The organism is Sulfurovum lithotrophicum, from assembly GCF_000987835.1.
Classification (GTDB): Bacteria; Campylobacterota; Campylobacteria; order Campylobacterales; family Sulfurovaceae; genus Sulfurovum; species Sulfurovum lithotrophicum.
Genome location: NZ_CP011308.1, coordinates 1,880,189 through 1,901,858, shown reverse-complemented (window position 1 = coordinate 1,901,858; position 21,670 = coordinate 1,880,189). Strand labels below are relative to the sequence as shown.

At 42.4% G+C, this 21,670-nt stretch carries 29 protein-coding genes; 22 read left to right on the top strand and 7 right to left on the bottom strand.

The window, feature by feature from the left end:
* Positions 1-23 precede the first annotated feature (23 nt).
* The 6 genes from YH65_RS09380 to waaA all read left to right on the top strand — a co-directional run bounded on the left by YH65_RS09380 (position 24) and on the right by waaA (position 5,622).
* Positions 24-1,388: an AAA family ATPase gene (locus YH65_RS09380; RefSeq protein WP_046551634.1), complete on the top strand. Its 1,365-nt coding sequence runs from the start codon at positions 24-26 to the stop codon at positions 1,386-1,388.
* The gene (locus tag YH65_RS09375) at positions 1,381-1,902 is read left to right on the top strand and encodes a hypothetical protein (RefSeq protein WP_046551633.1); all 522 of its coding nucleotides are present in this window, start codon (positions 1,381-1,383) and stop codon (positions 1,900-1,902) included. Before YH65_RS09380 ends, YH65_RS09375 begins: the two co-directional genes overlap by 8 nt.
* A complete protein-coding gene (glyQ, locus tag YH65_RS09370) occupies positions 1,896-2,780 on the top strand; it encodes a glycine--tRNA ligase subunit alpha (protein ID WP_046551632.1) in 885 nt (294 codons plus the stop codon). Before YH65_RS09375 ends, glyQ begins: the two co-directional genes overlap by 7 nt.
* Positions 2,781-2,880: 100 nt before the next feature.
* Positions 2,881-3,609, top strand: coding sequence for a Nif3-like dinuclear metal center hexameric protein (locus tag YH65_RS09365; RefSeq protein ID WP_046551631.1), 729 nt, complete (start codon positions 2,881-2,883; stop codon positions 3,607-3,609).
* Between the two features lie 31 nt (positions 3,610-3,640).
* Positions 3,641-4,360, top strand: coding sequence for a zinc ribbon domain-containing protein (locus YH65_RS09360; protein WP_046551630.1), 720 nt, complete (start codon positions 3,641-3,643; stop codon positions 4,358-4,360).
* An 80-nt stretch (positions 4,361-4,440) separates the two neighbouring features.
* Positions 4,441-5,622: a lipid IV(A) 3-deoxy-D-manno-octulosonic acid transferase gene (waaA, locus tag YH65_RS09355; RefSeq protein WP_245609192.1), complete on the top strand. Its 1,182-nt coding sequence runs from the start codon at positions 4,441-4,443 to the stop codon at positions 5,620-5,622.
* Between the two features lie 22 nt (positions 5,623-5,644).
* Here the strand turns inward: waaA and YH65_RS09350 are convergent, their stop codons facing one another.
* Entirely contained in the window at positions 5,645-5,947 is a 303-nt protein-coding gene (locus tag YH65_RS09350; RefSeq protein ID WP_046551628.1) for a glycine zipper domain-containing protein, read from the bottom strand.
* Positions 5,948-6,058: 111 nt separating this feature from the next.
* Between YH65_RS09350 and YH65_RS09345 the strand changes: the two genes are divergently transcribed.
* From YH65_RS09345 to YH65_RS09300, 10 genes are all read left to right on the top strand, one after another.
* Positions 6,059-6,343 (top strand): DUF167 domain-containing protein, encoded by a 285-nt coding sequence (locus YH65_RS09345; protein ID WP_046551627.1) that lies wholly within the window; start codon positions 6,059-6,061, stop codon positions 6,341-6,343.
* Positions 6,344-6,378: 35 nt separating this feature from the next.
* Positions 6,379-7,116 carry an RluA family pseudouridine synthase gene (locus YH65_RS09340; protein WP_046551626.1) on the top strand — a complete coding sequence of 246 codons (738 nt, stop codon included), beginning with the start codon at positions 6,379-6,381 and terminating at the stop codon, positions 7,114-7,116.
* A 51-nt stretch (positions 7,117-7,167) separates the two neighbouring features.
* Positions 7,168-8,526 carry a signal recognition particle protein gene (gene ffh, locus YH65_RS09335; protein ID WP_046551625.1) on the top strand — a complete coding sequence of 453 codons (1,359 nt, stop codon included), beginning with the start codon at positions 7,168-7,170 and terminating at the stop codon, positions 8,524-8,526.
* Between the two features lie 188 nt (positions 8,527-8,714).
* Positions 8,715-8,945, top strand: coding sequence for a 30S ribosomal protein S16 (gene rpsP, locus YH65_RS09330; RefSeq protein WP_011980061.1), 231 nt, complete (start codon positions 8,715-8,717; stop codon positions 8,943-8,945).
* Positions 8,946-8,950: 5 nt separating this feature from the next.
* Positions 8,951-9,193, top strand: a complete 243-nt coding sequence (locus tag YH65_RS09325; RefSeq protein ID WP_046551624.1) for a KH domain-containing protein — start codon at positions 8,951-8,953, stop codon at positions 9,191-9,193.
* Between the two features lie 11 nt (positions 9,194-9,204).
* On the top strand, positions 9,205-9,741 hold the full coding sequence (gene rimM, locus YH65_RS09320) for a ribosome maturation factor RimM (RefSeq protein ID WP_046551623.1): 537 nt from the start codon (positions 9,205-9,207) through the stop codon (positions 9,739-9,741).
* A complete protein-coding gene (trmD, locus tag YH65_RS09315; protein WP_046551622.1) occupies positions 9,741-10,424 on the top strand; it encodes a tRNA (guanosine(37)-N1)-methyltransferase TrmD in 684 nt (227 codons plus the stop codon). The genes rimM and trmD overlap by 1 nt, the downstream gene beginning before the upstream one ends.
* A gap of 3 nt (positions 10,425-10,427) precedes the next feature.
* Positions 10,428-10,787: a 50S ribosomal protein L19 gene (gene rplS / locus YH65_RS09310; RefSeq protein WP_046551621.1), complete on the top strand. Its 360-nt coding sequence runs from the start codon at positions 10,428-10,430 to the stop codon at positions 10,785-10,787.
* Between the two features lie 229 nt (positions 10,788-11,016).
* A complete protein-coding gene (locus tag YH65_RS09305; RefSeq protein WP_046551620.1) occupies positions 11,017-11,592 on the top strand; it encodes a hypothetical protein in 576 nt (191 codons plus the stop codon).
* A 6-nt stretch (positions 11,593-11,598) separates the two neighbouring features.
* The gene (locus YH65_RS09300; protein WP_046551619.1) at positions 11,599-12,525 is read left to right on the top strand and encodes a hypothetical protein; all 927 of its coding nucleotides are present in this window, start codon (positions 11,599-11,601) and stop codon (positions 12,523-12,525) included.
* On the opposite strand, the gene smpB is transcribed toward YH65_RS09300, so the two are convergent.
* Positions 12,519-13,019, bottom strand: a complete 501-nt coding sequence (gene smpB, locus YH65_RS09295; RefSeq protein ID WP_281175055.1) for an SsrA-binding protein SmpB — start codon at positions 13,017-13,019, stop codon at positions 12,519-12,521. The genes YH65_RS09300 and smpB overlap by 7 nt on opposite strands.
* A gap of 60 nt (positions 13,020-13,079) precedes the next feature.
* On the opposite strand from smpB, the gene YH65_RS09290 reads away from it, so the two are divergent.
* The 5 genes from YH65_RS09290 to YH65_RS09270 all read left to right on the top strand — a co-directional run bounded on the left by YH65_RS09290 (position 13,080) and on the right by YH65_RS09270 (position 15,800).
* Positions 13,080-13,304 (top strand): VF530 family protein, encoded by a 225-nt coding sequence (locus YH65_RS09290; protein ID WP_046551617.1) that lies wholly within the window; start codon positions 13,080-13,082, stop codon positions 13,302-13,304.
* A gap of 9 nt (positions 13,305-13,313) precedes the next feature.
* Entirely contained in the window at positions 13,314-13,982 is a 669-nt protein-coding gene (locus tag YH65_RS09285; protein ID WP_052746174.1) for a Crp/Fnr family transcriptional regulator, read from the top strand.
* 145 nt (positions 13,983-14,127) lie between these two features.
* Positions 14,128-14,565, top strand: coding sequence for an Hsp20/alpha crystallin family protein (locus YH65_RS09280; RefSeq protein WP_046551616.1), 438 nt, complete (start codon positions 14,128-14,130; stop codon positions 14,563-14,565).
* A 146-nt stretch (positions 14,566-14,711) separates the two neighbouring features.
* A complete protein-coding gene (locus YH65_RS09275; RefSeq protein WP_052746173.1) occupies positions 14,712-15,137 on the top strand; it encodes an Hsp20/alpha crystallin family protein in 426 nt (141 codons plus the stop codon).
* Between the two features lie 87 nt (positions 15,138-15,224).
* Positions 15,225-15,800: a hypothetical protein gene (locus YH65_RS09270; RefSeq protein ID WP_046551615.1), complete on the top strand. Its 576-nt coding sequence runs from the start codon at positions 15,225-15,227 to the stop codon at positions 15,798-15,800.
* Here the strand turns inward: YH65_RS09270 and YH65_RS09265 are convergent.
* Genes YH65_RS09265 through YH65_RS09255 form a run of 3 tightly spaced genes read right to left on the bottom strand, consistent with a single transcriptional unit; the run spans position 15,797 to position 19,474 of the window.
* Positions 15,797-16,564 (bottom strand): 4-(cytidine 5'-diphospho)-2-C-methyl-D-erythritol kinase, encoded by a 768-nt coding sequence (locus YH65_RS09265; RefSeq protein WP_046551614.1) that lies wholly within the window; start codon positions 16,562-16,564, stop codon positions 15,797-15,799. The two genes, YH65_RS09270 and YH65_RS09265, sit on opposite strands and share 4 nt — an antisense overlap.
* A complete protein-coding gene (truB, locus tag YH65_RS09260) occupies positions 16,534-17,394 on the bottom strand; it encodes a tRNA pseudouridine(55) synthase TruB (RefSeq protein WP_046551613.1) in 861 nt (286 codons plus the stop codon). Before truB ends, YH65_RS09265 begins: the two co-directional genes overlap by 31 nt.
* Before the next feature lie 13 nt (positions 17,395-17,407).
* A complete protein-coding gene (locus YH65_RS09255; protein ID WP_046551612.1) occupies positions 17,408-19,474 on the bottom strand; it encodes an ATP-dependent helicase in 2,067 nt (688 codons plus the stop codon).
* 205 nt (positions 19,475-19,679) lie between these two features.
* On the opposite strand from YH65_RS09255, the gene YH65_RS09250 reads away from it, so the two are divergent.
* The gene (locus YH65_RS09250; protein ID WP_046551611.1) at positions 19,680-20,582 is read left to right on the top strand and encodes a LysR family transcriptional regulator; all 903 of its coding nucleotides are present in this window, start codon (positions 19,680-19,682) and stop codon (positions 20,580-20,582) included.
* A 16-nt stretch (positions 20,583-20,598) separates the two neighbouring features.
* Here the strand turns inward: YH65_RS09250 and YH65_RS09245 are convergent, their stop codons facing one another.
* On the bottom strand, positions 20,599-21,066 hold the full coding sequence (locus tag YH65_RS09245) for a hypothetical protein (RefSeq protein ID WP_245609191.1): 468 nt from the start codon (positions 21,064-21,066) through the stop codon (positions 20,599-20,601).
* Between the two features lie 6 nt (positions 21,067-21,072).
* Complete coding sequence (locus YH65_RS09240) at positions 21,073-21,663, bottom strand: aminotransferase class IV family protein (protein WP_046551609.1); 591 nt, start codon at positions 21,661-21,663, stop codon at positions 21,073-21,075.
* Between the last annotated feature and the right edge of the window lie 7 nt (positions 21,664-21,670).

Here is a 21,670-nt window from a genome sequence, read left to right as displayed (position 1 = left end):
TATATTGCAAATAAAGGGTAGGTATGGAATTTCAGTTAAAAAATATCGGTATGATTAAGGAAGCTAATGTTAAGTTAGATGGGCTTACTGTAATAGCTGGAGAAAATAATACTGGTAAAAGTACAGTTGGAAAGATAATATTTTCTATCATAAAAGCAAGTAGTAGATATAAAGAAGATTTAGAGGAAGGCAAAGAAGAAAGAATATTTTCTTTAATTGAAAAAAATTATTTTCAATTACGACGAAAAGTTGATTATTCAAAGAATATTGAAATAAGAAAAATTTTTTATCCCCCAGCATTTATAAGAGATATTAAAAGAACTTCTTTAATTAACGCCATTGATGAAAGATTAAAAATCTTAGATACATTGAAACAACAATCATTGTTTGATTCGATAGAAACAAAAGATGCTTCACTAATCATTGAGTCGGAAAAAAAATTATTGGATTTAAAAAAAATTGCATTAACAAAAGAAAATAAAACTGAAATTCAGAAGAGAGCATTTCAAAAAGTTTTGATTTCAGAATTTAAAGGGAAAGTAACTAATCAAAATTTTGATCAAAAATCTTCTTTTATTAAGGGAACAGAGGGCGAGAATATAATTTTTGATGTTGAAATGTCAAAGAATAAAGTTAAACATTTTCATATCTATGATGAGCTTTATTTTACGGATGCTTCTTTTATCGAAACACCGGTCTTGTTGCAGTTATTTGAATCAATAGAAAATTCAAAAACATACTTTGAAGAAGTAGAGAAAGATGACAGAATTTTATTGAACAAAAGACCTAATACAACATTGCATGTTAAAGATTTAATTTCGAAATTAAAAGAGTCAGTTTATATTGAAGATTTTTCAGATTTTGATATGTTTTTTAGTGATGAAACGACAGATGATTTAGTAAATCAATTATTTGGAATTATCAAAGGTAATATTAAGTACAACAAAAAAGCAAAAGACTTTATTTTTATTTCAGCAAATGGAGAAACTTTTAATAGTATTAACACTGCAACAGGGATTAAATCTTTTGGGATTATTCAAATGTTAGTAAAAAGTGGGTTCATTGATGAGAGATCTTTGTTAATTTTAGATGAACCTGAAGTCCATTTGCATCCAAAGTGGCAAATAAAATACGCAGAATTGATTACAAACTTAGTGAAAGCTAATATTACAGTACTGGTTACTTCACATAGCCCTTATATGATTGAAGCTCTGCAACGATATAGTGAAAGAGAAAAGATTACGGCAGATTTTTATTTAGCAGAAAATGGAAATATTAATAAAGTAGATAATAACAATTCAGATACTTTATCAAAAATTTTTGAGAAATTATCTGAGCCATTTGATGTGTTTGATGAAATGGATAGCGAAAAGTTGCAAAATGGCTGATGCTACATTTATTTTTGAGTCTAATTTCTCTGTACAAGTGTCTACTCTTAAAGAGACTAGCTTTGATAATAAAAATAGTATCTATTTGTGTCAAGATGAAAGTCAACTTGTTTATGATTTTGATAAAATTGTTAAAGAGCAATACCCAACAAAACAGCCTGCTTCTTATGATGCTCTTTTAATAGATGGGGAAAAAGTTTATTGTATTGAGTTTAAAAATCAAAAATACAGTGAAATTGATAGGGAACAAATAACTAAAAAGTTAACTAATGGAAAGACCGTACTCGAAGAAATATTCTCTGATAATAGTGTAAATAAAAGAGAGTATAAATTTATTTATTGTGTAGTATATAAAGATGGTGTAGCACGGTGGCGACGTGGAATTGAAAAGAATGAAGTACAGTTCGGTTTAGAGAGATATAAAGGTGAATACTTTGATGAAATATATACGAATGACGTTCAATGGTTTACACATGAATACAAAAAACATTTTAAAAAGGAATTAGCATGCTAACATTTAGTGAACTATTACTAAAACTCCAACAATACTGGGCAGAGCAGGGATGCAATATTGTCCAGCCGTATGATATTCCGGCGGGAGCAGGGACCTTTCACCCTGCTACACTGCTGAGAAGTTTGGATTCAAAGCCGTGGGCAGCTGCCTACGTGGCACCGTCGCGTCGTCCGACCGACGGACGTTACGGAGAAAACCCTAACAGGCTTGGTGCCTACTACCAGTTCCAGGCATTGATCAAGCCGAGTCCGGACAATATCCAGGAGCTTTACCTTAAATCCTTGGAGTATCTTGGCCTCAACCTCAAAGAACATGATATCCGTTTTGTCGAGGATAACTGGGAATCACCGACACTGGGTGCCTGGGGCCTTGGCTGGGAAGTCTGGCTTGACGGTATGGAAGTGACACAATTCACCTACTTTCAGCAGGTAGGAGGGATCACCTGCGATCCGGTAGCCGTGGAGATCACTTACGGTACCGAGAGACTGGCAATGTACCTTCAGGGGGTGGAGTCGGTATTTGACATCGTTTGGAACAGGAATGGTGATGAAGTGACGACTTATGCGGATGTGCACAAAGAGAGCGAATATGAATTTTCCAAATACCACTTTGAAGTTGCAACGGTAGAAAAACTTTTTCAACATTTCGAAGATGCCAGTAATGAGTGCAAGCTCTGTCTTGAAGCAGGACTACCGCTTCCTGCCTATGACCAGTGTATGATCGCATCGCATGCCTTCAATGTACTGGATGCCAGAAAAGCGATCTCTCAGGCGCAGAGACAGAACTACATTCTGAAAGTGCGTGAGCTTTCCATCGGTTGTGCGCAGTTGTATAAAGCGCAGGAAGAGGAGCGTAACCAAAGAGTACGTGGTACATAGATTGCGGATTATTGTAGGGTGCTGTCCCCTGACGGCACCAATGAAATAATATATCAATAGAAAGGTGCTGTGAGGGCACAGCACCCTACGAAGGAATAATATGAAGCTACAGGAAGTATATGATTTTCTGGACAAACTTTCCCCCTTTGAACTCCAGGAGAAATGGGACAACTCCGGACTGATCGTCGGTGAGATGAAACGTGAGGTCCCGCAGATCGTCGTCTCACTGGATATCGACAGTGACATGATAGAAGAAGCCAAAGAAGGTACCCTTTTTGTAGTACATCATCCGCTGATATTCGGTAACCTTACGCAGCTTGATTTTGCCAAGTACCCTTCCAACCTCCTTGAGAAGATGATACTGAAAAAACAGTCACTTATCGCACTGCATACCAACTTTGACCAGACGCACCTGAACCGTTATGTTTTCGAAAAAGTCCTTGGGTTTGAAATGGCATCCCAGGAACCTTTTATCTGTATGACAGAAGGTGAATGGCACTACCATGAACTGCTTGCTTTGCTCAAAGAAAAACTGCGGCTTCCGACTCTTAAAGTGATCGGCAAAAAAGAGAAGATAACATCCATTGCGATGACCACTGGAGCGGGTGCATCACTTATGAATGAGGTTGAGGCAGACTGCTTTTTGACGGGTGATATCAAGTATCATGATGCAATGAAAGCTATGAGTGAAGAGTTGATGATGGTGGACATCGGGCATTATGAAAGCGAGTGCTTTTTTGCCGAAGTACTTTTGGCTGAATTGAAAGTTTTACCTATTTTGGCTATAATTGCGAATTCTAAAAACCCGTTTCATATGGAAACACTTTGAAAAAACCCTCAAAACCCCCAAAGGATAGAGATTGAACAAACATTTACAAGAACTGATAGAGCTTTCAAAAATTGACAAAGCGATCGACAGTTACAATCCGCAGCTTGAAGCCGCTGACAAAAAAGTAGCAAAAGTACAGAAGAAATTGGATGCTGCCCAGTCTGAAGTGGATGCACTTACTTCTGCCATTGAAGATAACGAAGAGAAGATCAAAGCCTTTAACGAGCAACTGACGTTCCTGAATGAACAGTTGGCGTCCAATGTAAAGAAATCCAAAGAGATCTCAACCGAAAAAGAGATGAAAGCACTTTCTCTCGAAGAAGATATCGCCAAAGAGAAGATGACCTTTGCCAATGAAGAGATCGAAAGACTTCAGGCTATCAATGAAACAAAAAAAGAGCTGCTTGCCGAAGCAGAAGCTAAAGTGAAGCTTTTGACTGCTGAACTGTCAGAGATCAACAGTGAAGTTTCCCTTGAAAAAGCAGAGATCGAAAAAAGTAAAAGCGATCTTTTCATTCAGAGAGAAGAACTCAGCAGAAACATTGAGCAGAAGGTACTTTCTTTTTATGAGAAAATCCGTATCTGGGCAGGCAATACCGCAGTTGTTCCTGTAAAGAAACAGGCATGTTACGGATGTTTTATGAAACTCAATGACAAAAGCTATGCAGAAGTGATTAGAGGTGACGAGATCGTCAACTGTCCTCACTGCGGCAGAATTCTTTATATTGAAAAAGTTACTGAAGAGGCATAAGCTACAGTAGGGGTGGGTTTACCTACCTTTGAAATAGCTTCTTATGGTGGATGAATCCATCCTACGCGAATGGAGTTAGAGTGGATAAAATATTTTTCTTTTTTTATTCATTACTCTCCTTCCTCATTTATTTTTTAGCCATTCCCTTTCTGTTTCTTTTTTCCTTCAAAACCAAATACCGACGATCCATTCCTGCACGATTCTTTTTATGGAAAAATAAACCTTTCAAACCAAATGGTGTCTGGTTCCACTCATGTTCTTTCGGGGAAGCAAAAGCGATCAAACCGCTTGTGGATGCATTGCCCGAAGAACTTTTACGTATGAGTACGACAACACAGACAGGTTTTGATGCTATACGCGACTATACTCAAGAGAGCAGGTATCTTCCCTTTGAACCCCTGCTCTTTTTCTGGATGAGACCCCAGAAGGTCCTGCTGGTCATGGAAGCGGAGTTTTGGTATCTTCTTTTTGCCCTTGCAAAGCGAAAAGGGGCTAAAACACTGCTCATCAATGCACGCATGAGTGATCGCTCTTTTCCCAAATATCAAAAGATGGCATGGCTTTACAGACAGATATTCAAACATATCGATGAAGTCTATGCACAGACCTATGAAGACAAAGCACGCCTTGAGTCACTGGGGGCCAAAAATGTAACGGTTACGGGAAACATCAAGCTCTCCAAACTGCCTTCTCCTACGAAGCAGCTGGTGAAACCGGAAGGTCTGCTTCTCTGTGGGGCAAGTACACATGATGGGGAGGAGAGTTTGATCCTTGAAGCCTATGCAGCATTGAAACAGCAGGAAGGGAATGTCAGGCTGCTTCTGGTCCCGAGGCATCCTGAACGTTTTAGGAAGGTGGTACAGATGGCTGAAGCTTTTGCCAAAGCACATGGCCTGAGCATGCAGAAGTATTCAGAAAATAAGACGATAGAGAGTGATATTGTAGTCGTAGACCTGTTAGGTGAGTTGGTCAACCTTTATGCGATTTCAGATATCGTCATATTGGGAGGTGCTTTTGAACCCATAGGCGGACACAATGCGGCAGAAGCGGCACAGTTTGGATGTAAGATCATTTCAGGAAAGCACTACTTCAACCAGAAAGATATTTTTGAAGCAGTGGAAGGTATCGCTGTTGTAGAGGCTTTTAATCTATCGAGAAGGCTTTTGCAGCACGCGGTACTGAAACCTACACACATCAAAATACGTACAAATATTGCACCCATTTACAAAAGTATCGAGGATGCACTTACAAAAGATATGTAGACGGGTAAACCCGCCTGCTTGTTTATTGGTAATAACGTCTACCGTCACTGCCGATGTAGTAGGTGTACCCATACTCATCTCTATAGTATCTTCTGTTTTTCTGTTCCTCATTGGCACCGATGGCAGCACCTGCCAGACCACCGATAGCTGCACCTGCAAGCGTTGAGCGGGTATTATGTCCGACTGCCTGGCCTACCAAAGCACCTCCGGCTGCACCGATCAATGCACCATCCGTTGTTGTACTGGTTCCTGTTGAAGCACAGCCTGTCATTGCGATTACAGCTGCACCAGTGATGCTTAAAAATGCTAAATGAAATTTTTTCATGGGGTTACCTCCGTTTTTTTGGTTATAATTACATATTAATTATAGCATAAAATATGGTGTAATGATAACTCTTTTTTGCTCATAGTAGTAAAAAATTGCAAGGATGAGAGGATGTTCTATGAAGTTCATGATACAAAAGTCAGTCTGCGTATCAAGGCACAGCCTGCGGCAAGCAGAAATGAATTTTGTGAGATCTATGGAGATGATGCGATCAAAATACGTATTAAGGCACCGGCGGTCGAAGGTGCGGCAAATAAAGAATTGGTAAAGTTCCTTGCGAAAAGTTTCAAAGTCAGCAAAGGTGATATCGTTTTCAAGTCAGGACAGAACAGCAAGATAAAAATCGTCGAATTTCCGCGTACAGAGCAGTTTGAAGCGTGGCTTGAAACAATATAAGGGTACAAAACACAACCCTAACAACAAGGATAAAAATGGCTACAGATAAAGCATACAAGGTATTGGCACAACAGCAGGGTATCTCCAACAACAAGGCAAAAGAGCTGATAGACAGAGGACTCGTGTTTGTAGATGACCGAAAGGTCAGGATCGCAAGGGCAGAGATCAATACGGAGACGAGATTCCGTATCGAGTACCCTGAAGATATTGAGATTCTCTATGAGGATGAAGATATCATTGCTGTGAACAAACCGGCACAGGTGGACAGTTACGAAATACAGGATGCCATTGAGGGGGCGGAGTTGCTGCACAGGTTGGATCGTGATACCTCCGGTGTACTGCTGCTTGGGCGTAATGAGGAGTTCATCAAAAAAGCAGTCAAGGAATTCAAAAACAGAAGAGTAGAGAAACATTATGTAGCGTGGGTGGATGGCGTGATCTATGAAAAGATGGAGATCGATGAACCCATTTTCACCGTCAAGAAAGGAAAGGCTTTCTCCATGATCGACCCTATACGCGGCAAAAAAGCACATACGGTCGTACATCCTGAAGAGGTACAGGGGAAGAAGTCCAAAGTCAAGATCGATATCACAACAGGCAGAACACACCAGATCAGAGTGCATCTGGCGCATATCGGCCATCCGGTTGTGGGCGATGAACAGTACGGAAGCCGTACACAGTCCAAGCGTATCCTGCTGCACTCGGCAAAGATGAAGATACTCGATTATGAGTTCAATGCCAAAGAGCCCAAAGATATCGCAAGATACAAATAAGTCCAAATTGGGTAAAATCGCGTCAATATAATTGCATAAATAAGGTAGAAAATGTTCGATACATTAACCGACAGTTTTAAAAATGCCATTGGAAAGATCCGTTTTCACGATGATGAAAAGGCATTGAAAAAAGCCACTGCAGAGCTTAAAAAGTCACTTTTGAAAGCAGATGTACATCACAAAGTGGTCAAGGATCTCATCTCAAGTGTTGAGTTGGAGACCAAAAAGAACGGGGTTGGGAAAGACAATTTCCTTAAAGCACTTCAGGACAAACTGACAGATATTTTGACCATAGAAGGCGCACCGAAAGGTTTTACTTTCGCTTCCAAACCGCCGACCGTTGTATTGATGATCGGTCTTCAGGGATCGGGTAAAACGACCACGACAGGTAAACTGGCCTATTTTCTCAAAGAGCAGAAAAAGAAAAAAGTACTGGTCGTTGCAGCTGACCTTCAGAGACTTGCTGCTGTGGAGCAGTTAAGACAGATCACTTCGCAGATCGATGTGGACCTGGTAGCCGACGAGAATGCCAAGCCGACCGAGATCGTCAAAAGAGGGCTGAAAAAAGCCGAAGACGAACTGTACGATGTAGTACTAATAGATACCGCCGGCCGTCTTGCCATCGATGATGAGCTGATGGATGAGCTGGCTGAGGTCAAAAAGGTAGCTAATCCTGACGAACTCTTTTATGTGGCGGATGCAATGACGGGGCAGGATGCTGTCAGAACGGCACAGACCTTTAAGGATAAGATCGGTATTACCGGTGTGATCCTTACCAAGTTCGACGGTGACTCCAAAGGGGGCGTGGCGCTCGGTCTGACGCAGCAGGTAGGTGTACCACTCCGCTTTATCGGTGCGGGTGAGAAGATGCCTGACCTTGAGCAGTTCATCCCTGACCGTATCGTCAGCCGTCTGATGGGTGCAGGAGATGTGGAGTCTCTTGCGGAGAAAGCTGCCGCGGCGATCGACCCCAAAGAAGCCAAACGTATGACACAGAAGATCAAGAAGGGCCAGTTTAACTTTAATGACTTCCTTGATCAGATGGAGCAGATGAAAAAGCTTGGGAGCATGAAGTCCATCATGGGAATGATCCCGGGTATGGGCAATATGGCCAAGCAGATCGGAGACATGGACCTTGAGAATTCAGATGAGATCAAAATGATCAAAGCGATGGTCTCCTCCATGACGCCAAAAGAGAGAGAAAACCCGGACCTTCTCAACAATACACGTAAAAGACGTTTGGCAGCAGGTTCCGGTCTTAGTCAAATGCAGGTCAACCGCCAACTCAAGCAGTTCAAGTCTGCTGCGAAAATGGCAAAGAAGATGTCAGGCAAGGGTGGTATGAAGCAGATGCAGGATATGATGAAGCAGATGCAGGGCGGTGGCGGTTTCCCGGGAATGACACGTTAAATACCGGGATAAGACCAGTTTAATAAAAACTTTATAATCATTATGGTAAAATCGCGTTCCAAAAGAATTTACAAAGTTTTGATGAGTACTTTACGTCATTAAAAAGTAGTTGTCAGAACTTGTTACAAAAATGTATGTCCTTTCCTCGGGGCGTACATAAAACAAAAGAAAAATATTAAGGATGAAACATGACAATGATCAGAATGACAAGAATGGGTAGAAAAAAGAAGCCGTTTTACAGAATCGTAGTAACAGACAGCAGAAAGAGAAGAGACGGTGGCTGGATCGAAGCGATCGGTCACTACAACCCGGTATCTGAAAACAAAGAGCTTACGCTTGATGAAGAGAGACTGAACTATTGGCTTTCTGTCGGTGCACAGATGAGTCCGACTGTCAAAAGACTAGCAGGTAAAAAATAGTCTCAATGGTCAGAGACTTCCTTCTTTCCTACTGTCGGCTACTTGTGAATAATCCAGAGGATATTTCTCTGGAGATCATGGAAGTGGATGAGGGATTCGATGAGATTACGATCTTTGCCAACAGTGAAGATGTAGGCAAACTCATCGGTAAAGAGGGAAGAATGATTAATTCTATCAAAACAGTCATCTCCGGCTGTAAAGCAAAAGGCGGTAAGAATTACCGTGTCAATGTCAAAGCGGCAGGCTGAAACAGAACTTCATGCAAAAACAAATCAATGAAAAATTTTTTATCGCTCAGATCGGGCGAACTGTAGGGCTCTGGGGTGATCTGAAACTCCATCTTCATACTGATTTTCCCGAACAGTTCAAAGTGGGGAACAGCTATCAGAGCAACCGCGGCGAACTGACGATATCCGATATCAACTTCAAACGCGGGACCATCCGTTTTCAGGGGTATGAAAGTATTGATACGGCTAAAAAACTGACCAATACAAAGCTCTATGCCGATGAAGCACAGACCAAGGAACTATGTCCACTTGAAGAGGGCCAGCACTTTTGGTTCGATGTGATCGGATGTACGGTAAAGCAGAATGATGAGGTACTGGGTGTGGTGGATGACATACAGCGTCTGGCAGATGTCGACTATCTTTCCATCAAAACTGATAAGGCTTTGGTTGATGCAGGTCTTCCCAAGAATTTCCTTGTACCCTATATTGACCGTTATATGATCAATACAGATGAAAAAAGTAAGATCGTTCATGTCAAAGATGCGAAAGACATTTTGGAAGCAAGTTGATGCACTTTTCTTTCGTAACACTTTTCCCCAATATCATTAAGGGGTATTTCTCCGATTCCATTCTCAAACGTGCTATTGATGACGGGAAGATATCTATCGATTTCTACAACCCGCGCGACCTTACAATAGACAAGCACAATCGTGTCGATGCACCGATGATCGGCGGCGGAGCGGGCATGCTGATGACACCGCAGCCGCTGATGGATACACTTGCAAAGATCAAAAGTGAATCCCTTTCAGCCCATATCGTTTTTCTTTCTCCTGTTGCCAAACCTTTCAAGCAGAATGATGCAAAACGACTGGCAAAAAAAGAACATCTTGTTTTTGTCAGCGGACGCTACGAGGGGATCGATGAACGTGTCATAGAAGAACACGCGGATGAACTCTTTTCTATCGGTGATTTCATTCTGACGGGCGGAGAGCTGGCAAGTATGGTTGTATGCGATGCCGTGGCAAGAAATGTGAAAGGGGTACTGGGGAACAGCGTTTCTCTCGAAGTTGAGAGCTTCGAAGCATCATTGCTGGAAGCTCCTTCCTTTACCAAACCGGTGAATTATGAGAATAATGAAGTTGTTTCAGAGTTCTTAAAGGGTAATCATAGTAAAATCACGGACTTAAAAAGAGGGTTGGCTTTGTGCAAAACAAAGTTCTTTCGACCAGACTTATACAAAAAGAAGGTATAACCGATGAGAAACAAATACATTGAAAGCTTTGAAAAAGCACAATTGGAAAACAGAAATATTCCCGAATTCAGAGCGGGTGACACTGTAAGAGTGGCAGTAAGAATCAAAGAAGGTTCCAAAGAAAGAGTACAGAACTTTGAAGGTCTTTGTATCGCGATCAGAGGTCAGGGTACAGGCAGAACTTTCATGGTAAGAAAGATGGGAGCGAACTCTGTAGGCGTAGAGAGAATCTTCCCGCTTTACTCTGACAGCATCGAGAGTATCGAAGTACTCAGAAAAGGTAGAGTAAGAAGAGCGAAACTGTTCTATCTTAGAGAGCTTAAGGGTAAGGCTGCAAGAATCAAAGAACTTCGAAGAAAATAGTTCTTTTGTTCGATTTGCACTCAACTTTGTGGGATGGGTGCAGTCACTTACTATTCGTAAGCTCCTTTACTCAAACCCACAAATCTAAGTACAACTCAAACAAAATAATCTATTTTACATTTTTAAACTACAGCAAACCAAAAAAATCTTCACTTTCTTTAATCTCCAAATTTTAAACAATAAATCAGATATAATATCTTTTTTCAAAACCACTCAGGATATTATTAAGATGCTGTCAACCATTAAACACAAACTCATTACACTGTTGCAACTGCTGCTTGTCATTACCTTTATACTTCTTGAAGAGATAATTTGGGAGGGAGTAGCCTACCCGGTCTATAAGTATGTACATTCGCTGAAGATCCTTCAAAAGGTCGAAGCAAAACTGCATGGGGTCAATCGTTATGTGATCCTGGTCATCTTTGTGATTATGCTGGCTTCTGTTGAAGCGTTTGGACTCTATGCAGGGTATATGTTTGTGAGCGGGCATATTCTTATGGGGCTTGTACTCTATCTTTCCAAGATCCCCATTGCGGCCTTTACTTTCTGGATGTTCCGTGTGACCGAGGAGAAACTGATGCAGTTTGGTTGGTTCAAGTGGATCTACGAAAAGATCATGGCTGCGATAGACTGGCTGAAGTCACTGGAGATATACCAAAGTACGATGTTGAAACTCAAAACGACCAAAGAGAAGATCAGGCAGTTCTGGCGGTCTGTCAAAATAAAATATTTTAGTAAAGAATCTCCTTTTGTCACAAGGATCAAAAAGATCTATTACAACCTCAAGCAAGCGTTGAAGAAGTAAACAGGTATGGGAAAACGACCGGTCTTGTTCTGGGTCTTCACGGCTTTTGTCATCATCATTGGGCTTGCCATAGAGGTCAGGCCCCTTCATGATATGGTGTGGAAATGGGTAGAAGATATGTACCATTTTGCCAAAGAGAATCTCATAGCCATACTAACTGCTTTTTTTCTTGTAAAAGGCAAGTTCATCCTCAAGATATTTTTGAAGAAGATACTGTTCCTCTCTGCTACAGGGCTTGGAAAACGTTATCTGATTGAGCGTGTATTTACTTACCATTTCAAGATACATTTTCTCAACCACATTGCACTGGATCTGAAACGTCTTCTCAGCCATGTCAAAAAGAATTTCATATCATTTCCTCTGACAAAGAAGATCATTACAGCTTTCGCTTTTTTGGGCTCACTGGGTTATGTAGGTAAATTTATGGGTACGATGCTGGCATTGAAAGTATTCATTGCCAAGGTTTGGTCATTTCTTTTGGCCATTGTACTCAAAGCGGGTGCATCCATACTCTATTTCTTCACGGACTATATCTGGGGAAGCTGGCTGGCACCTATTATCGAGGTAGTGATATTTTCATGGCTGCTGGATCTGCTGGAGAAAGTTCCTTTCCTGACAAACAGTATACACTGGATGTATCGCACAGTACGAAAGAGTTTCAGGTGGTTCGAGGAGCGTGTGGGCAGACTTTTTCATTATCCTGTACAAAGGAGCCTGAAGTGGCTGTTGGGAAAGACACGCAGGATGATCTATAAATTCATCGGATATAAAAGGGTGCCTGCCTACAAACAGTTAAGGGAGCTTCGTGCCTTTGAACCTAACAGGCAGCAGCAGTTGAAGCAAAAACGGGAAAAACAAAAAGAGCAAAGAAGCAAACGTATTTCGAGATACGATCGATTCAAAAAAGAAAGAAAAAAATACCAGGCTCAGTAGGAGCGGTTCTTCATCGCCGTTTTGGCTTCCCTGTCAAGTGTTTTGGCTTTCATGTCCGCGCGCTTGTCGTGCAGCTTCTTCCCTTTGGCGATGGCAATGCTCACTTTGGCGTAATTGCGTTCATTGAAATAGATCATCAGGGGCACAATGGTTAGGCCGTCCTTGTGTACTTTGACATAAAGTTTCTCCAGTTCTTTTTTATGCAAAAGCAGTTTCCTTGGGGCACGGGTATCGGGGGTGAAATATTTGTTGGCGGTTTCAAGATGGGCGATATGGGCGTTCATCAGATAGAGTTCACCCTTGATGAAACGGCAGAAAGCATCGGAAAGGTTGGTGCGTTTGGCACGCAGGGCCTTTACTTCTGCCCCTGAAAGGACGATACCCGCCTCGAACTTTTCAAGTATCTCATAATCGTGTCTGGCTTTTTTGTTCTGTGCTACGATATTGATGGCCAATGTCTGCCTTTGCTTTGTTTTTCCGGAATTATAGCATATGGGCACCTCTATAGTTATTAGAGGTACCCATTTTTGAGTCTATTAATGGTATGATGTTACATGGAAAAAAATGAACACAGGAACAATCCGCTGCACGGTATCAACCTCAAACATATAGTGAACGAACTGGTAGAGGAGTTCGGCTGGGATGAGCTGGCGGAACGAATCAATATTCGCTGTTTCAAACATGACCCCTCCATTAACTCCTGCCTGAAGTTTCTCCGCAGAACACCCTGGGCACGTACCAAGGTTGAAAACCTCTATCTTAGAACGATCGCGAAATAGGGAGCCGAGATGTCACAATATACGTTGCTTCCTTTTTCCGGTCTGGACGAGATGACCGTCAGTGAGATCAGCCGTCATACCAGACGCATCATGTTCAAAAAAGGTGAAACACTTTTTACGCAGGGTGAACTGATACGCTATTTCTACGTTGTGATCCGGGGGAAGATCAAGAGCTACCAGCTGAATCTGAACAATGCCAAAGAGCAGACGATCTTTATTTTTCGGGAAGGCGATATGTTCGATACGATCGTGCTGCTTGACGGCAAGGAACATGATGTGATGTATGAGGCGCTTGAAGAAAGTGAAGTGCTGCAGATGCCTATAGAATTCGTCAGGGAGCTTATCTCTACCAACAAAGAGTTCAACAGCAAATTCTTTCCCTATCTGGCCCGCCAGATGCGCCAGATGGAAGAGTTGGCAACGGATCTCTCCTTATTCAGTACCTCAGAGCGGCTTATCAAACTGCTTCTTCAAAACCTTGATCCAAACAATCTGATGAAATATAATCTCATACAGGGCCTTTCCCATACGGAGATCGCCAAACTCATCGGTACGGTACGTCATGTGGTCGAACGCCATCTAAAAGCGCTGAAAGCTGATGGTACCATCGAGACAAAGAACAAGAACATACAGATCGTCGATACGAGAAAACTACTCGATAAGATCAATCTCTTTTAAACCTTTTCAACTTTTCGGGTGTATATTTTTACCGAAAATATAGATAAATGCAACTAAAGTAGCATTCATCTTTCCCTCTTATTTTTTATAATTTATTCAGATTTAGTCCATGAGACTAAAGTTATAAAGAATAAAGGAGTCAAAAATGTTAGTAACAAAATATAACCCATATAACGAAGTGAAAAAAAGTTTCGACTTGTTCAATTCATTGATGCAGAATTTGGATGTGACAAGAGAGGAGGGTGCCATTGCCTCTTTTGTACCAAGAGTAAATACAAGAGAAGGTGAGGATGCCTACCATGTAGAGATTGATCTTCCGGGTATCAAGAAGGAGGATATTGAGATCACTACAGAAGACAATATCCTGACTATCTCCGGTGAGAGAAAAATGAAAGATGAGGTCAAAGAAGAAGACTACTATAAAGTAGAGAGTGCCTACGGAAAATTTTCAAGAAGTTTCACCCTTCCTGAGAAAGTAGATGTAGAGAACATTCATGCGGAGTCCAGGGACGGTGTGCTTGAAGTGGTCATTCCCAAACTCAAAGAAGAAGAGAAAAAACCTAAAAAAATAGAGATCAAGTAAGTTTTAGCGTAGTTCATGCAATACTCCGGCGCCTTGCTAACGGCGAAGCCGCCCCTTCGGGGACAGAGCAAGGCTTGTCGCATTGTATGAACTACTGGTTTAAAATATTAAATAACTATAAAAAAATGTAATGAAAGGAGCCAGCAATGGATGTAGTAAAAACAGCAAAAGATGTAGCCAATACAGTCGAAGAGAAAGTGGAACATGGACTTGAAGTTGCGAAGGAGAGTTTTGCCAATGTGGCCAGCCATCTTCCTTTTGCCAACCTTGCCAAAAAGGGGAGTGACGCTTTCCGTATTGAGATTGATCTTCCCGGGGTTGACAAGAAGGATATCGAGCTGAAAGTGGAAGACAATATACTGACGGTCAAGGCGACGCGCAAAATGAAGAATGAAGTGAAGAAAGAGGATTATTATCTCTGTGAGAGCAATTTCGGCCTTATCTCACGTTCGTTCGTATTGCCAGAAGGCATCGACAAAGACACAGTGGATGCTAAATTTGAAGATGGAAGGCTCTACATCACTCTCGAAAAAGAGGAATCCAGAAAAGCGAAAAGCATTAGCGTAAAGTGATAGGCTCAGGGAGACTGTTCTCCCACCCTATCATCAGCTAAGCTGTACTATACTTTCTACACTACTCTCCCATAAGGACAACTACAGATGCAAAAATGGTTTGAAAACAACAAAGTAATGATGCTGATGAGTGCGGTTGTCTTTATTGGAGGCTATTTCTTTCTTCGTCTCGCCTATCATATGAGCGACAAGATGCCTTTTACCCAGGAGATCATTCTGATAGTCCTGGGGACACTGGCGACCATTCTGATCACGGCGCTCCTGCTGAACAAGCAGACTTCCGTGGAGCTGGAGAAAGAGCAGAGCATCAAGTTCATCGAGCTGAAAACCGAGACCTATCAAAAGCTCATCGATACCATTGAAGAGATGGTGATCCACAAAGACATTACTGCCGATGACCTGACACGCTTGAAGTTCCACACGCACCGTCTAGCCATCTTCGCTTCACCTAGCGTATTGGAAGAATATGAACATTTTCTGGATATTTTCAATAAAATGATCGCAGAAGACAGGCATGTAAGCATGAAAGATGAAGATATGCTCTCAGAAGCCCTGGCAAAACTGACGGTCTATATACGCGCTGATCTGGTCGGTGAACTGGATGAAGAGAGCGGCCATACGGCCAAAGAGATCAGAGATCAGATCATCGCGAACGCGACTTAGTCCTTCACACGAAAGAAAGTGCTACCGCTGCCGCTGAAGAACCACCCTTTGGTATCGAGTTTTTCCAGTTTGGGACAGGTGGAAAGTGCTGCAGGATAGAGGTCATTGAGGGCGATGGGGTCTGCAATGAGCTGTAGGAGCGTTCTTGAATCTATGTTTTCCCATCCGAAGAAGGATTTTGGGTCCAAAGTTCGCAAGAGGTACTTGTGGTAGGCTTGGTAGACTTTGGCTGTGTCACATCCGATATCGGGTGTAAAAAGCTCCAGTTGGAGGGGTCTTTCTCTGAATGGCTCGACGATCTCTCCAAAACCGCGTACATTGGCACTGGGATAGTTGTAGACAAAAAAAGGAACATCCGCCCCGATGCCGCTGCCGAGTTTGGCCAGTGCATCGGTACTGAGAGGGTTTTGTGAAAGTGAATTTATAAGACGCATGAACGCCCCTGCATCAGAGCTGCCTCCGCCAAGTCCCGCCTGTGAGGGGATGGATTTTTCCACCACGACTTTATGCGACTTGAAGAAATCTTCAAGTTTCGGGAAGGGTTCGAGCAGTGCTTCATACGCTTTGTATATCGTATTGGAATGTAGAGGCACCCCTTTACATCCTTCCAGTGTAAAACTGTCAAATGTTCCGGGAACAATAGTGATGGTATCGTAAAGGTCATTCACGCGCATAAAGCGGGAGAGCAGAGTATGATAGCCGTTCTCATGGCCGGTGATCTTCAAAAAAATGTTTACTTTTGCGTATGCTCTGATGCTGTACATGCATCCCCCTCGAATTTAGGTATGCGGTTAAATCGGTATTTCACCGCTTCCCCGATGATTTCAATAATGGAGAAAAAGTTTGAAGTCTCTATGAGGTAAATACCATTCTCTTTAGCCTCAAAATAATCGACAGAGAGTTTTTTCCCAAGTTCAAGATATTCATCATCCCCTGTGTAGATGTTTTTTGGAATGGAAAGGTAGTCAAAAGGGTTAAGCGCTTTTTCATTGTCATAGCAGAATGCCCCTTCATGGATACGGTGCAAAGAGGAGAGTGTGGCATCTACATCCAGTCTGTCTGAGATGAGCGCACCGAGGCTCCGGATATAGGTCCCTTCACTCACCGTTGCTTCAAAATGGATGAAAGGATGGTTATAGGTAATCAGCTTGATCTCATAGATGGTCGATGTGATCTGCTTTAAGTCTATCTCTTTTCCTTCGCGTGCCAGTTCATAGGCCCTCTTTCCGTTGACTTTTTTTGCAGAGAACTTGGGAGGATAGTAGGTCAGTTCGCCTTTGAGGGAGTCCAAAATCATTTCTATAGCTGCCTGATCAAACAGTGGTGCATCCTTTATGGAGTCGACCTTTTCGATATCGAGACTGGGGGAGTTTGCTCCAAGCCATAAAGTGGCTTTGTAGCTTTTAGGTGTCTTATCGAGGTATTGGAAGAGTTTGGTGTACTGTCCCGTAGCCACAATGAGGCAACCCGTGGCAAAAGGATCCAGCGTACCGGAAAACCCTACTTTTTTCGTGTTGTATTTTCTTTTGACATATCCCATGTATCCGTTGGAGGTGCGGAAAATAGGTTTGTTGACGACAAATAACCGATTCATCAAAAGTAACCTTTTATATCGACTGCACAAAAGAACTCAATATCTCTTTCTTGTTCCCGCCGAAATTGATGAGCAGTTTATATTCTTTGCCCGATTTGGTCGCAGCCTGGACCCGTCCGATACCGAAGATCTTGTGTTTGACGAGATCGCCCTTTTTGAAGGCAGCCTGTTTGGTGATCTTGAGTGATGCATCCTGTATGAGGCCTGCCTCTCCGAGAAAACGGCTTTTGTCTATCATTTTCCGCCGGCCTTTGTAGAATCGGCTGTCGACATAACATAGTGTCAGGTCGGATTTGGCACGGGTAATGGCGACATAGCCCAGACGCCGTTCTTCTTCCATATTGTTTCCCTCTCCCAGCAACGGGAAGAACTCTTCTTCAAGTCCGATAACGAAGAGGTGTTCGAACTCCAGCCCTTTGGCAGCATGGATGCTCATAATCGTAACGGCATTCTCCTCTATCTGGTCCTGGTCGCTTTGCAGAGAGATGTCGTTGAGGAATTCATCAAGTGTGAGGTCAGGGTTCTTTATGACAGCGTCACGGAAATAGCCGTAGAATTCGTCGATATTTAGGATGCGGTCAAAACCGTCCACCATAGCGGCATAATGGTCTTTGAGTTTGATGCGCTCTTCAAAAAGGGTGATGAAGTTGCCCATAGAAGTCCGCATCTCTTCACGCAGGATCTCTATGTCCTCCAGCAGTTTTGCCAATGCACCCGATACTTTTTTACTGACCACAACAGGCAGTTCCCCACCGATACTCTGCTCAATATATTCATAGAGCGACAGATGGGAATCGAACGCGGCTTTTTGCAGCTTCTCAATGGAAGCCTTCCCTATGCCGCGTTTGGGTTTGTTGATGATACGGATCAGTGAGAAGTCGTCATGAGGATTCGCCAGTACTCTGAAGTAGGAGATGATATCTTTGATTTCCGCACGTTCGTAGAAACGCATACCGCCAATAAGTTTGAAGGCAAGCCCCTCTTTGCTGAAGCCCTCTTCAAGTGAACGAGAAAGGGCATTGATGCGGTAGAGTACAGCGATCTCATCAGGATCCACTCCTGAATTGATGAGCCCATGTATCTCATGAGCGATGGCTTTGGCTTCCATGGCTTCATCGAGAGAGTGAAGGAGTTTGACTTCTTTACCTTCTCCTTTGTGCGAAATAAGCTTTTTCCCCAGTCTTGTGGAGTTATGCTCGATAAGCGCATTGGCTGCTTTGAGGATTGGTTCGGTAGAGCGGTAGTTCGTCTCCAGCTTGACCGTTTTCGTATTTTCGAAATAATCGGCGAATTCAAGGATATTGCGTATGTTCGCACCTCTCCATCCGTAGATACTCTGGTCATCATCTCCTACGACACAGAGGTTATTGTGTTCGGAGCAGAGATGTTCAAGCAGACGGAACTGCAGTTCGTTGGTATCCTGGTATTCGTCTACCATAATGTATTTGTAGCGGTTGCTGGTCTCTCGTCTCAGCGCCTCGTTCTCGTCGAGTATCTTGTAGGTTAGCATCAGAAGATCGTCAAAATCGACCAGATTGTTCTCTTCGATATTCGCCTGGTACTGTTCATAGATCCTGGCTACTTTCTTGTAGTCGGGTAGTTCCGCTTTCTGTATGACCACTTCAGGGCTAAGCAGGGAGTTCTTATATTTGGAGACCTCAGAAGCGATGAAAGAAAGATTCAGGTCGATCTTCAGCTCTTTGGCGATGGAACGCAACAGCCTTTTTTTGTCATCGCTGTCGATGATCACGAAGTTGTTGCTGCGTCCCAGTTTTTCGATGTGAAACTTTAAAAAAAGCAGACCAAATTTATGGAAGGTACACAGAAGAGGAGGGTAGGAAACCTTTGTCGGCATAAGTCTGAGTGCACGCTCTCGCATTTCAGAAGCCGCTTTGTTCGTAAAGGTGAGGGTGAGTGTATTGGCAGGATCGATGCCGACCTCTCCGACAAGATAGGCAAGTCTGGCAGTGAGTGTTTTGGTCTTCCCGCTGCCGGCACCTGCAAGTATGAGCATAGTACCGTCAATATGTTCTACCGCTTCACGTTGTGAGGGATTGAGTTCATTCAGTATCTGTTCCATTTGATCGTCACTCTCCTATATATAGTATATATTATATCGTTTTATCTTTAAGCATGAGGGTATCATTACGATCGCTCTGTTTACAAAAATGGATGAGAAAAGTTAATATAACATTAATAAGAGGAGCTTATATATTTTAAGGAAACTGCGTTATAATTTCTATATAAAAAATTAATTGAGTAAATTAATACAATAAGGACAGATAATGTTAAAGGATTTTGTAAAACTCGAAACATTCCTCACGGTAGCCCGTGAAAGAAGTTTTTCAAAAGCATCGGCGAAACTGGGCATCTCCCAGCCGGCAGTGACACAGCAGATCAAATTCATTGAAAAGTATTTGGCTGTCAAGATCATTGAAAGAAAAAAGAACGGTATCAAATTGACTCCCGAAGGTGAAGAACTCTACAAGATCGCGTCAAAACTTGAAAAAGAGATCCATGAGGCAGAAAAAGATATTCTGAAGATCATCAATAAAAAGATGACTTTCCGACTGGGAGCTTCCTATACCATAGGAACCTATGTGATTCCGGGAGAGTGTCTCAATGCCATGAGCAAAGCGATTAACAACGATGTAAACCTCAGTATTGATATGAGTGCAAATATTATTGAGAAACTCAAAGAGAGAAAACTCGATGTCGGCCTGATCGAATCGCCTGTGATGGACAGCGATATGATCTACAGAGAGTGGCTTGAAGATGAACTAGTTGTTGTAAGCAATGTACCTATTCCAAAAATACTTAAAACTGAAGAGCTATATAACTACAGATGGGTGTGTCGCGAAGAGAGTTCACACACGAGAAAGGTTGTTTCTGAAGTATTTGATGACCTCGGTGTCTCATGTAAAAGTTTCGATGTTGTCTCCGAAGTGAGCAACACAACTGCAGTATTGCAAACGATCAAGAAGAGCAAAAAAAATGTGGACAAACCTGTGGTTTCCATTATTTCAAGACATGCGATCGCAGACGAAGTGGCCAGTGAAGAACTTTTTGAGTCAAGACTCAGAGGCTATACGATGATACGCAAGTTCTATATTGTATATTCAAAAGAGAACAAGCATAATGCCTATGTGGATAATGTGGTAGACTACATCCTCGCAGGCCGCTGCTAAGGAGAGAGAAGAAGCGTTACTGCTTCTTTTTAAGAAGTTTTTTATTTTCAGGATTGTTTAGTAGCGCTTCCATGGAGTTCTTTGCTTTGGAGTTCTTTGCTTTGTCAGCCTGTTTTGGGACGATCGCAGACTCTGCAAGATTGATCACGATGGGATGCTCGCCGACGAAAATCTGTTTGATCGCAAGCAAGGGCACATGCACGGCCGATCCGAAATTCTCGCTTCCAAACCCCGCTTCAAATATAAAATATTCATCATTGATCTTTGCACTTTCAAAGGTATAGCCGCTTATGACGAAGAGTACGGTTTCGTTGAACGTCTCTTTGATCTCGGCAGGAAGTTCCGGATCGAAGGTGACATGTTTCGTTTCACAGGCAATGGCAAAATCCTGATCCTGTTCAAAAAGATATATAATAGTTTTATGTATATGCTCTTTCATCAGTGTCCGGTATTGCGCTGTCTGGAAAAGGTTCATTGTCATCATATCCCTTTAGTGTTGTATCTCGAGATGGTTTAGAATTTTAAATCCTAGCATAGCATTGATTAAAGCTACATGTGTAAATCTGCCAAGCATCTCTTTTGAGATATCTGCTTCTCTCAGGAATCCCTCACTTATCAGTTTGGCTCTCATGGTACCCTGAAGCAGCGGTTTTGCCGGGGTGAGCCATTTTTTGCCATCGTAAAAAGCAATGTTGGAAATGGTAGTATCAGTCAGCAGGCCCTCTTTTTCAATGATAATCTCATCGACATCACTGTTTTTTCTCAGAAGTATATTGAAAGCTTCCCTGTCGGCATACTTGTAGATATACTCAATGTCTGAAGGAATGACCCGTAATGTATGGATTTTTTTGGGGATATAGGGGATGTAATCGACAGATCGTATATTGGTATCGTAAAGGATACGGCAGCGGTAGAGGCCTTTTGGAGGTGTGTCAATGATCTTTGAGAGATCCAAGGTATCGTCTGTATTGAAAAGTGCTTTTCTGCTGTGATCAAAGCGTGCCTGATGGTAGGGGAGGTTAAAAACTGTTCCATCCTCTGTTTTGATGGTTTCAAGCAGAAGAGGAGAAGCAGTTTGCATGTGTTGT

Coding starts and splice junctions, on each gene's coding strand:
- YH65_RS09380 (WP_046551634.1), top strand. CDS start 24: ATGGAATTTCAGTTAAAAAATATCGGTATGATTAAGGAAGCTAATGTT.
- YH65_RS09375 (WP_046551633.1), top strand. CDS start 1,381: ATGGCTGATGCTACATTTATTTTTGAGTCTAATTTCTCTGTACAAGTG.
- glyQ (WP_046551632.1), top strand. CDS start 1,896: ATGCTAACATTTAGTGAACTATTACTAAAACTCCAACAATACTGGGCA.
- YH65_RS09365 (WP_046551631.1), top strand. CDS start 2,881: ATGAAGCTACAGGAAGTATATGATTTTCTGGACAAACTTTCCCCCTTT.
- YH65_RS09350 (WP_046551628.1), bottom strand. CDS start 5,947: ATGAAAAAATTTCATTTAGCATTTTTAAGCATCACTGGTGCAGCTGTA.
- YH65_RS09345 (WP_046551627.1), top strand. CDS start 6,059: ATGTTCTATGAAGTTCATGATACAAAAGTCAGTCTGCGTATCAAGGCA.
- YH65_RS09340 (WP_046551626.1), top strand. CDS start 6,379: ATGGCTACAGATAAAGCATACAAGGTATTGGCACAACAGCAGGGTATC.
- ffh (WP_046551625.1), top strand. CDS start 7,168: ATGTTCGATACATTAACCGACAGTTTTAAAAATGCCATTGGAAAGATC.
- rpsP (WP_011980061.1), top strand. CDS start 8,715: ATGACAATGATCAGAATGACAAGAATGGGTAGAAAAAAGAAGCCGTTT.
- YH65_RS09325 (WP_046551624.1), top strand. CDS start 8,951: ATGGTCAGAGACTTCCTTCTTTCCTACTGTCGGCTACTTGTGAATAAT.
- rimM (WP_046551623.1), top strand. CDS start 9,205: ATGCAAAAACAAATCAATGAAAAATTTTTTATCGCTCAGATCGGGCGA.
- trmD (WP_046551622.1), top strand. CDS start 9,741: ATGCACTTTTCTTTCGTAACACTTTTCCCCAATATCATTAAGGGGTAT.
- rplS (WP_046551621.1), top strand. CDS start 10,428: ATGAGAAACAAATACATTGAAAGCTTTGAAAAAGCACAATTGGAAAAC.
- YH65_RS09305 (WP_046551620.1), top strand. CDS start 11,017: ATGCTGTCAACCATTAAACACAAACTCATTACACTGTTGCAACTGCTG.
- YH65_RS09300 (WP_046551619.1), top strand. CDS start 11,599: ATGGGAAAACGACCGGTCTTGTTCTGGGTCTTCACGGCTTTTGTCATC.
- YH65_RS09290 (WP_046551617.1), top strand. CDS start 13,080: ATGGAAAAAAATGAACACAGGAACAATCCGCTGCACGGTATCAACCTC.
- YH65_RS09285 (WP_052746174.1), top strand. CDS start 13,314: ATGTCACAATATACGTTGCTTCCTTTTTCCGGTCTGGACGAGATGACC.
- YH65_RS09280 (WP_046551616.1), top strand. CDS start 14,128: ATGTTAGTAACAAAATATAACCCATATAACGAAGTGAAAAAAAGTTTC.
- YH65_RS09275 (WP_052746173.1), top strand. CDS start 14,712: ATGGATGTAGTAAAAACAGCAAAAGATGTAGCCAATACAGTCGAAGAG.
- YH65_RS09270 (WP_046551615.1), top strand. CDS start 15,225: ATGCAAAAATGGTTTGAAAACAACAAAGTAATGATGCTGATGAGTGCG.
- YH65_RS09265 (WP_046551614.1), bottom strand. CDS start 16,564: ATGTACAGCATCAGAGCATACGCAAAAGTAAACATTTTTTTGAAGATC.
- truB (WP_046551613.1), bottom strand. CDS start 17,394: ATGAATCGGTTATTTGTCGTCAACAAACCTATTTTCCGCACCTCCAAC.
- YH65_RS09255 (WP_046551612.1), bottom strand. CDS start 19,474: ATGGAACAGATACTGAATGAACTCAATCCCTCACAACGTGAAGCGGTA.
- YH65_RS09250 (WP_046551611.1), top strand. CDS start 19,680: ATGTTAAAGGATTTTGTAAAACTCGAAACATTCCTCACGGTAGCCCGT.
- YH65_RS09245 (WP_245609191.1), bottom strand. CDS start 21,066: ATGATGACAATGAACCTTTTCCAGACAGCGCAATACCGGACACTGATG.
- YH65_RS09240 (WP_046551609.1), bottom strand. CDS start 21,663: ATGCAAACTGCTTCTCCTCTTCTGCTTGAAACCATCAAAACAGAGGAT.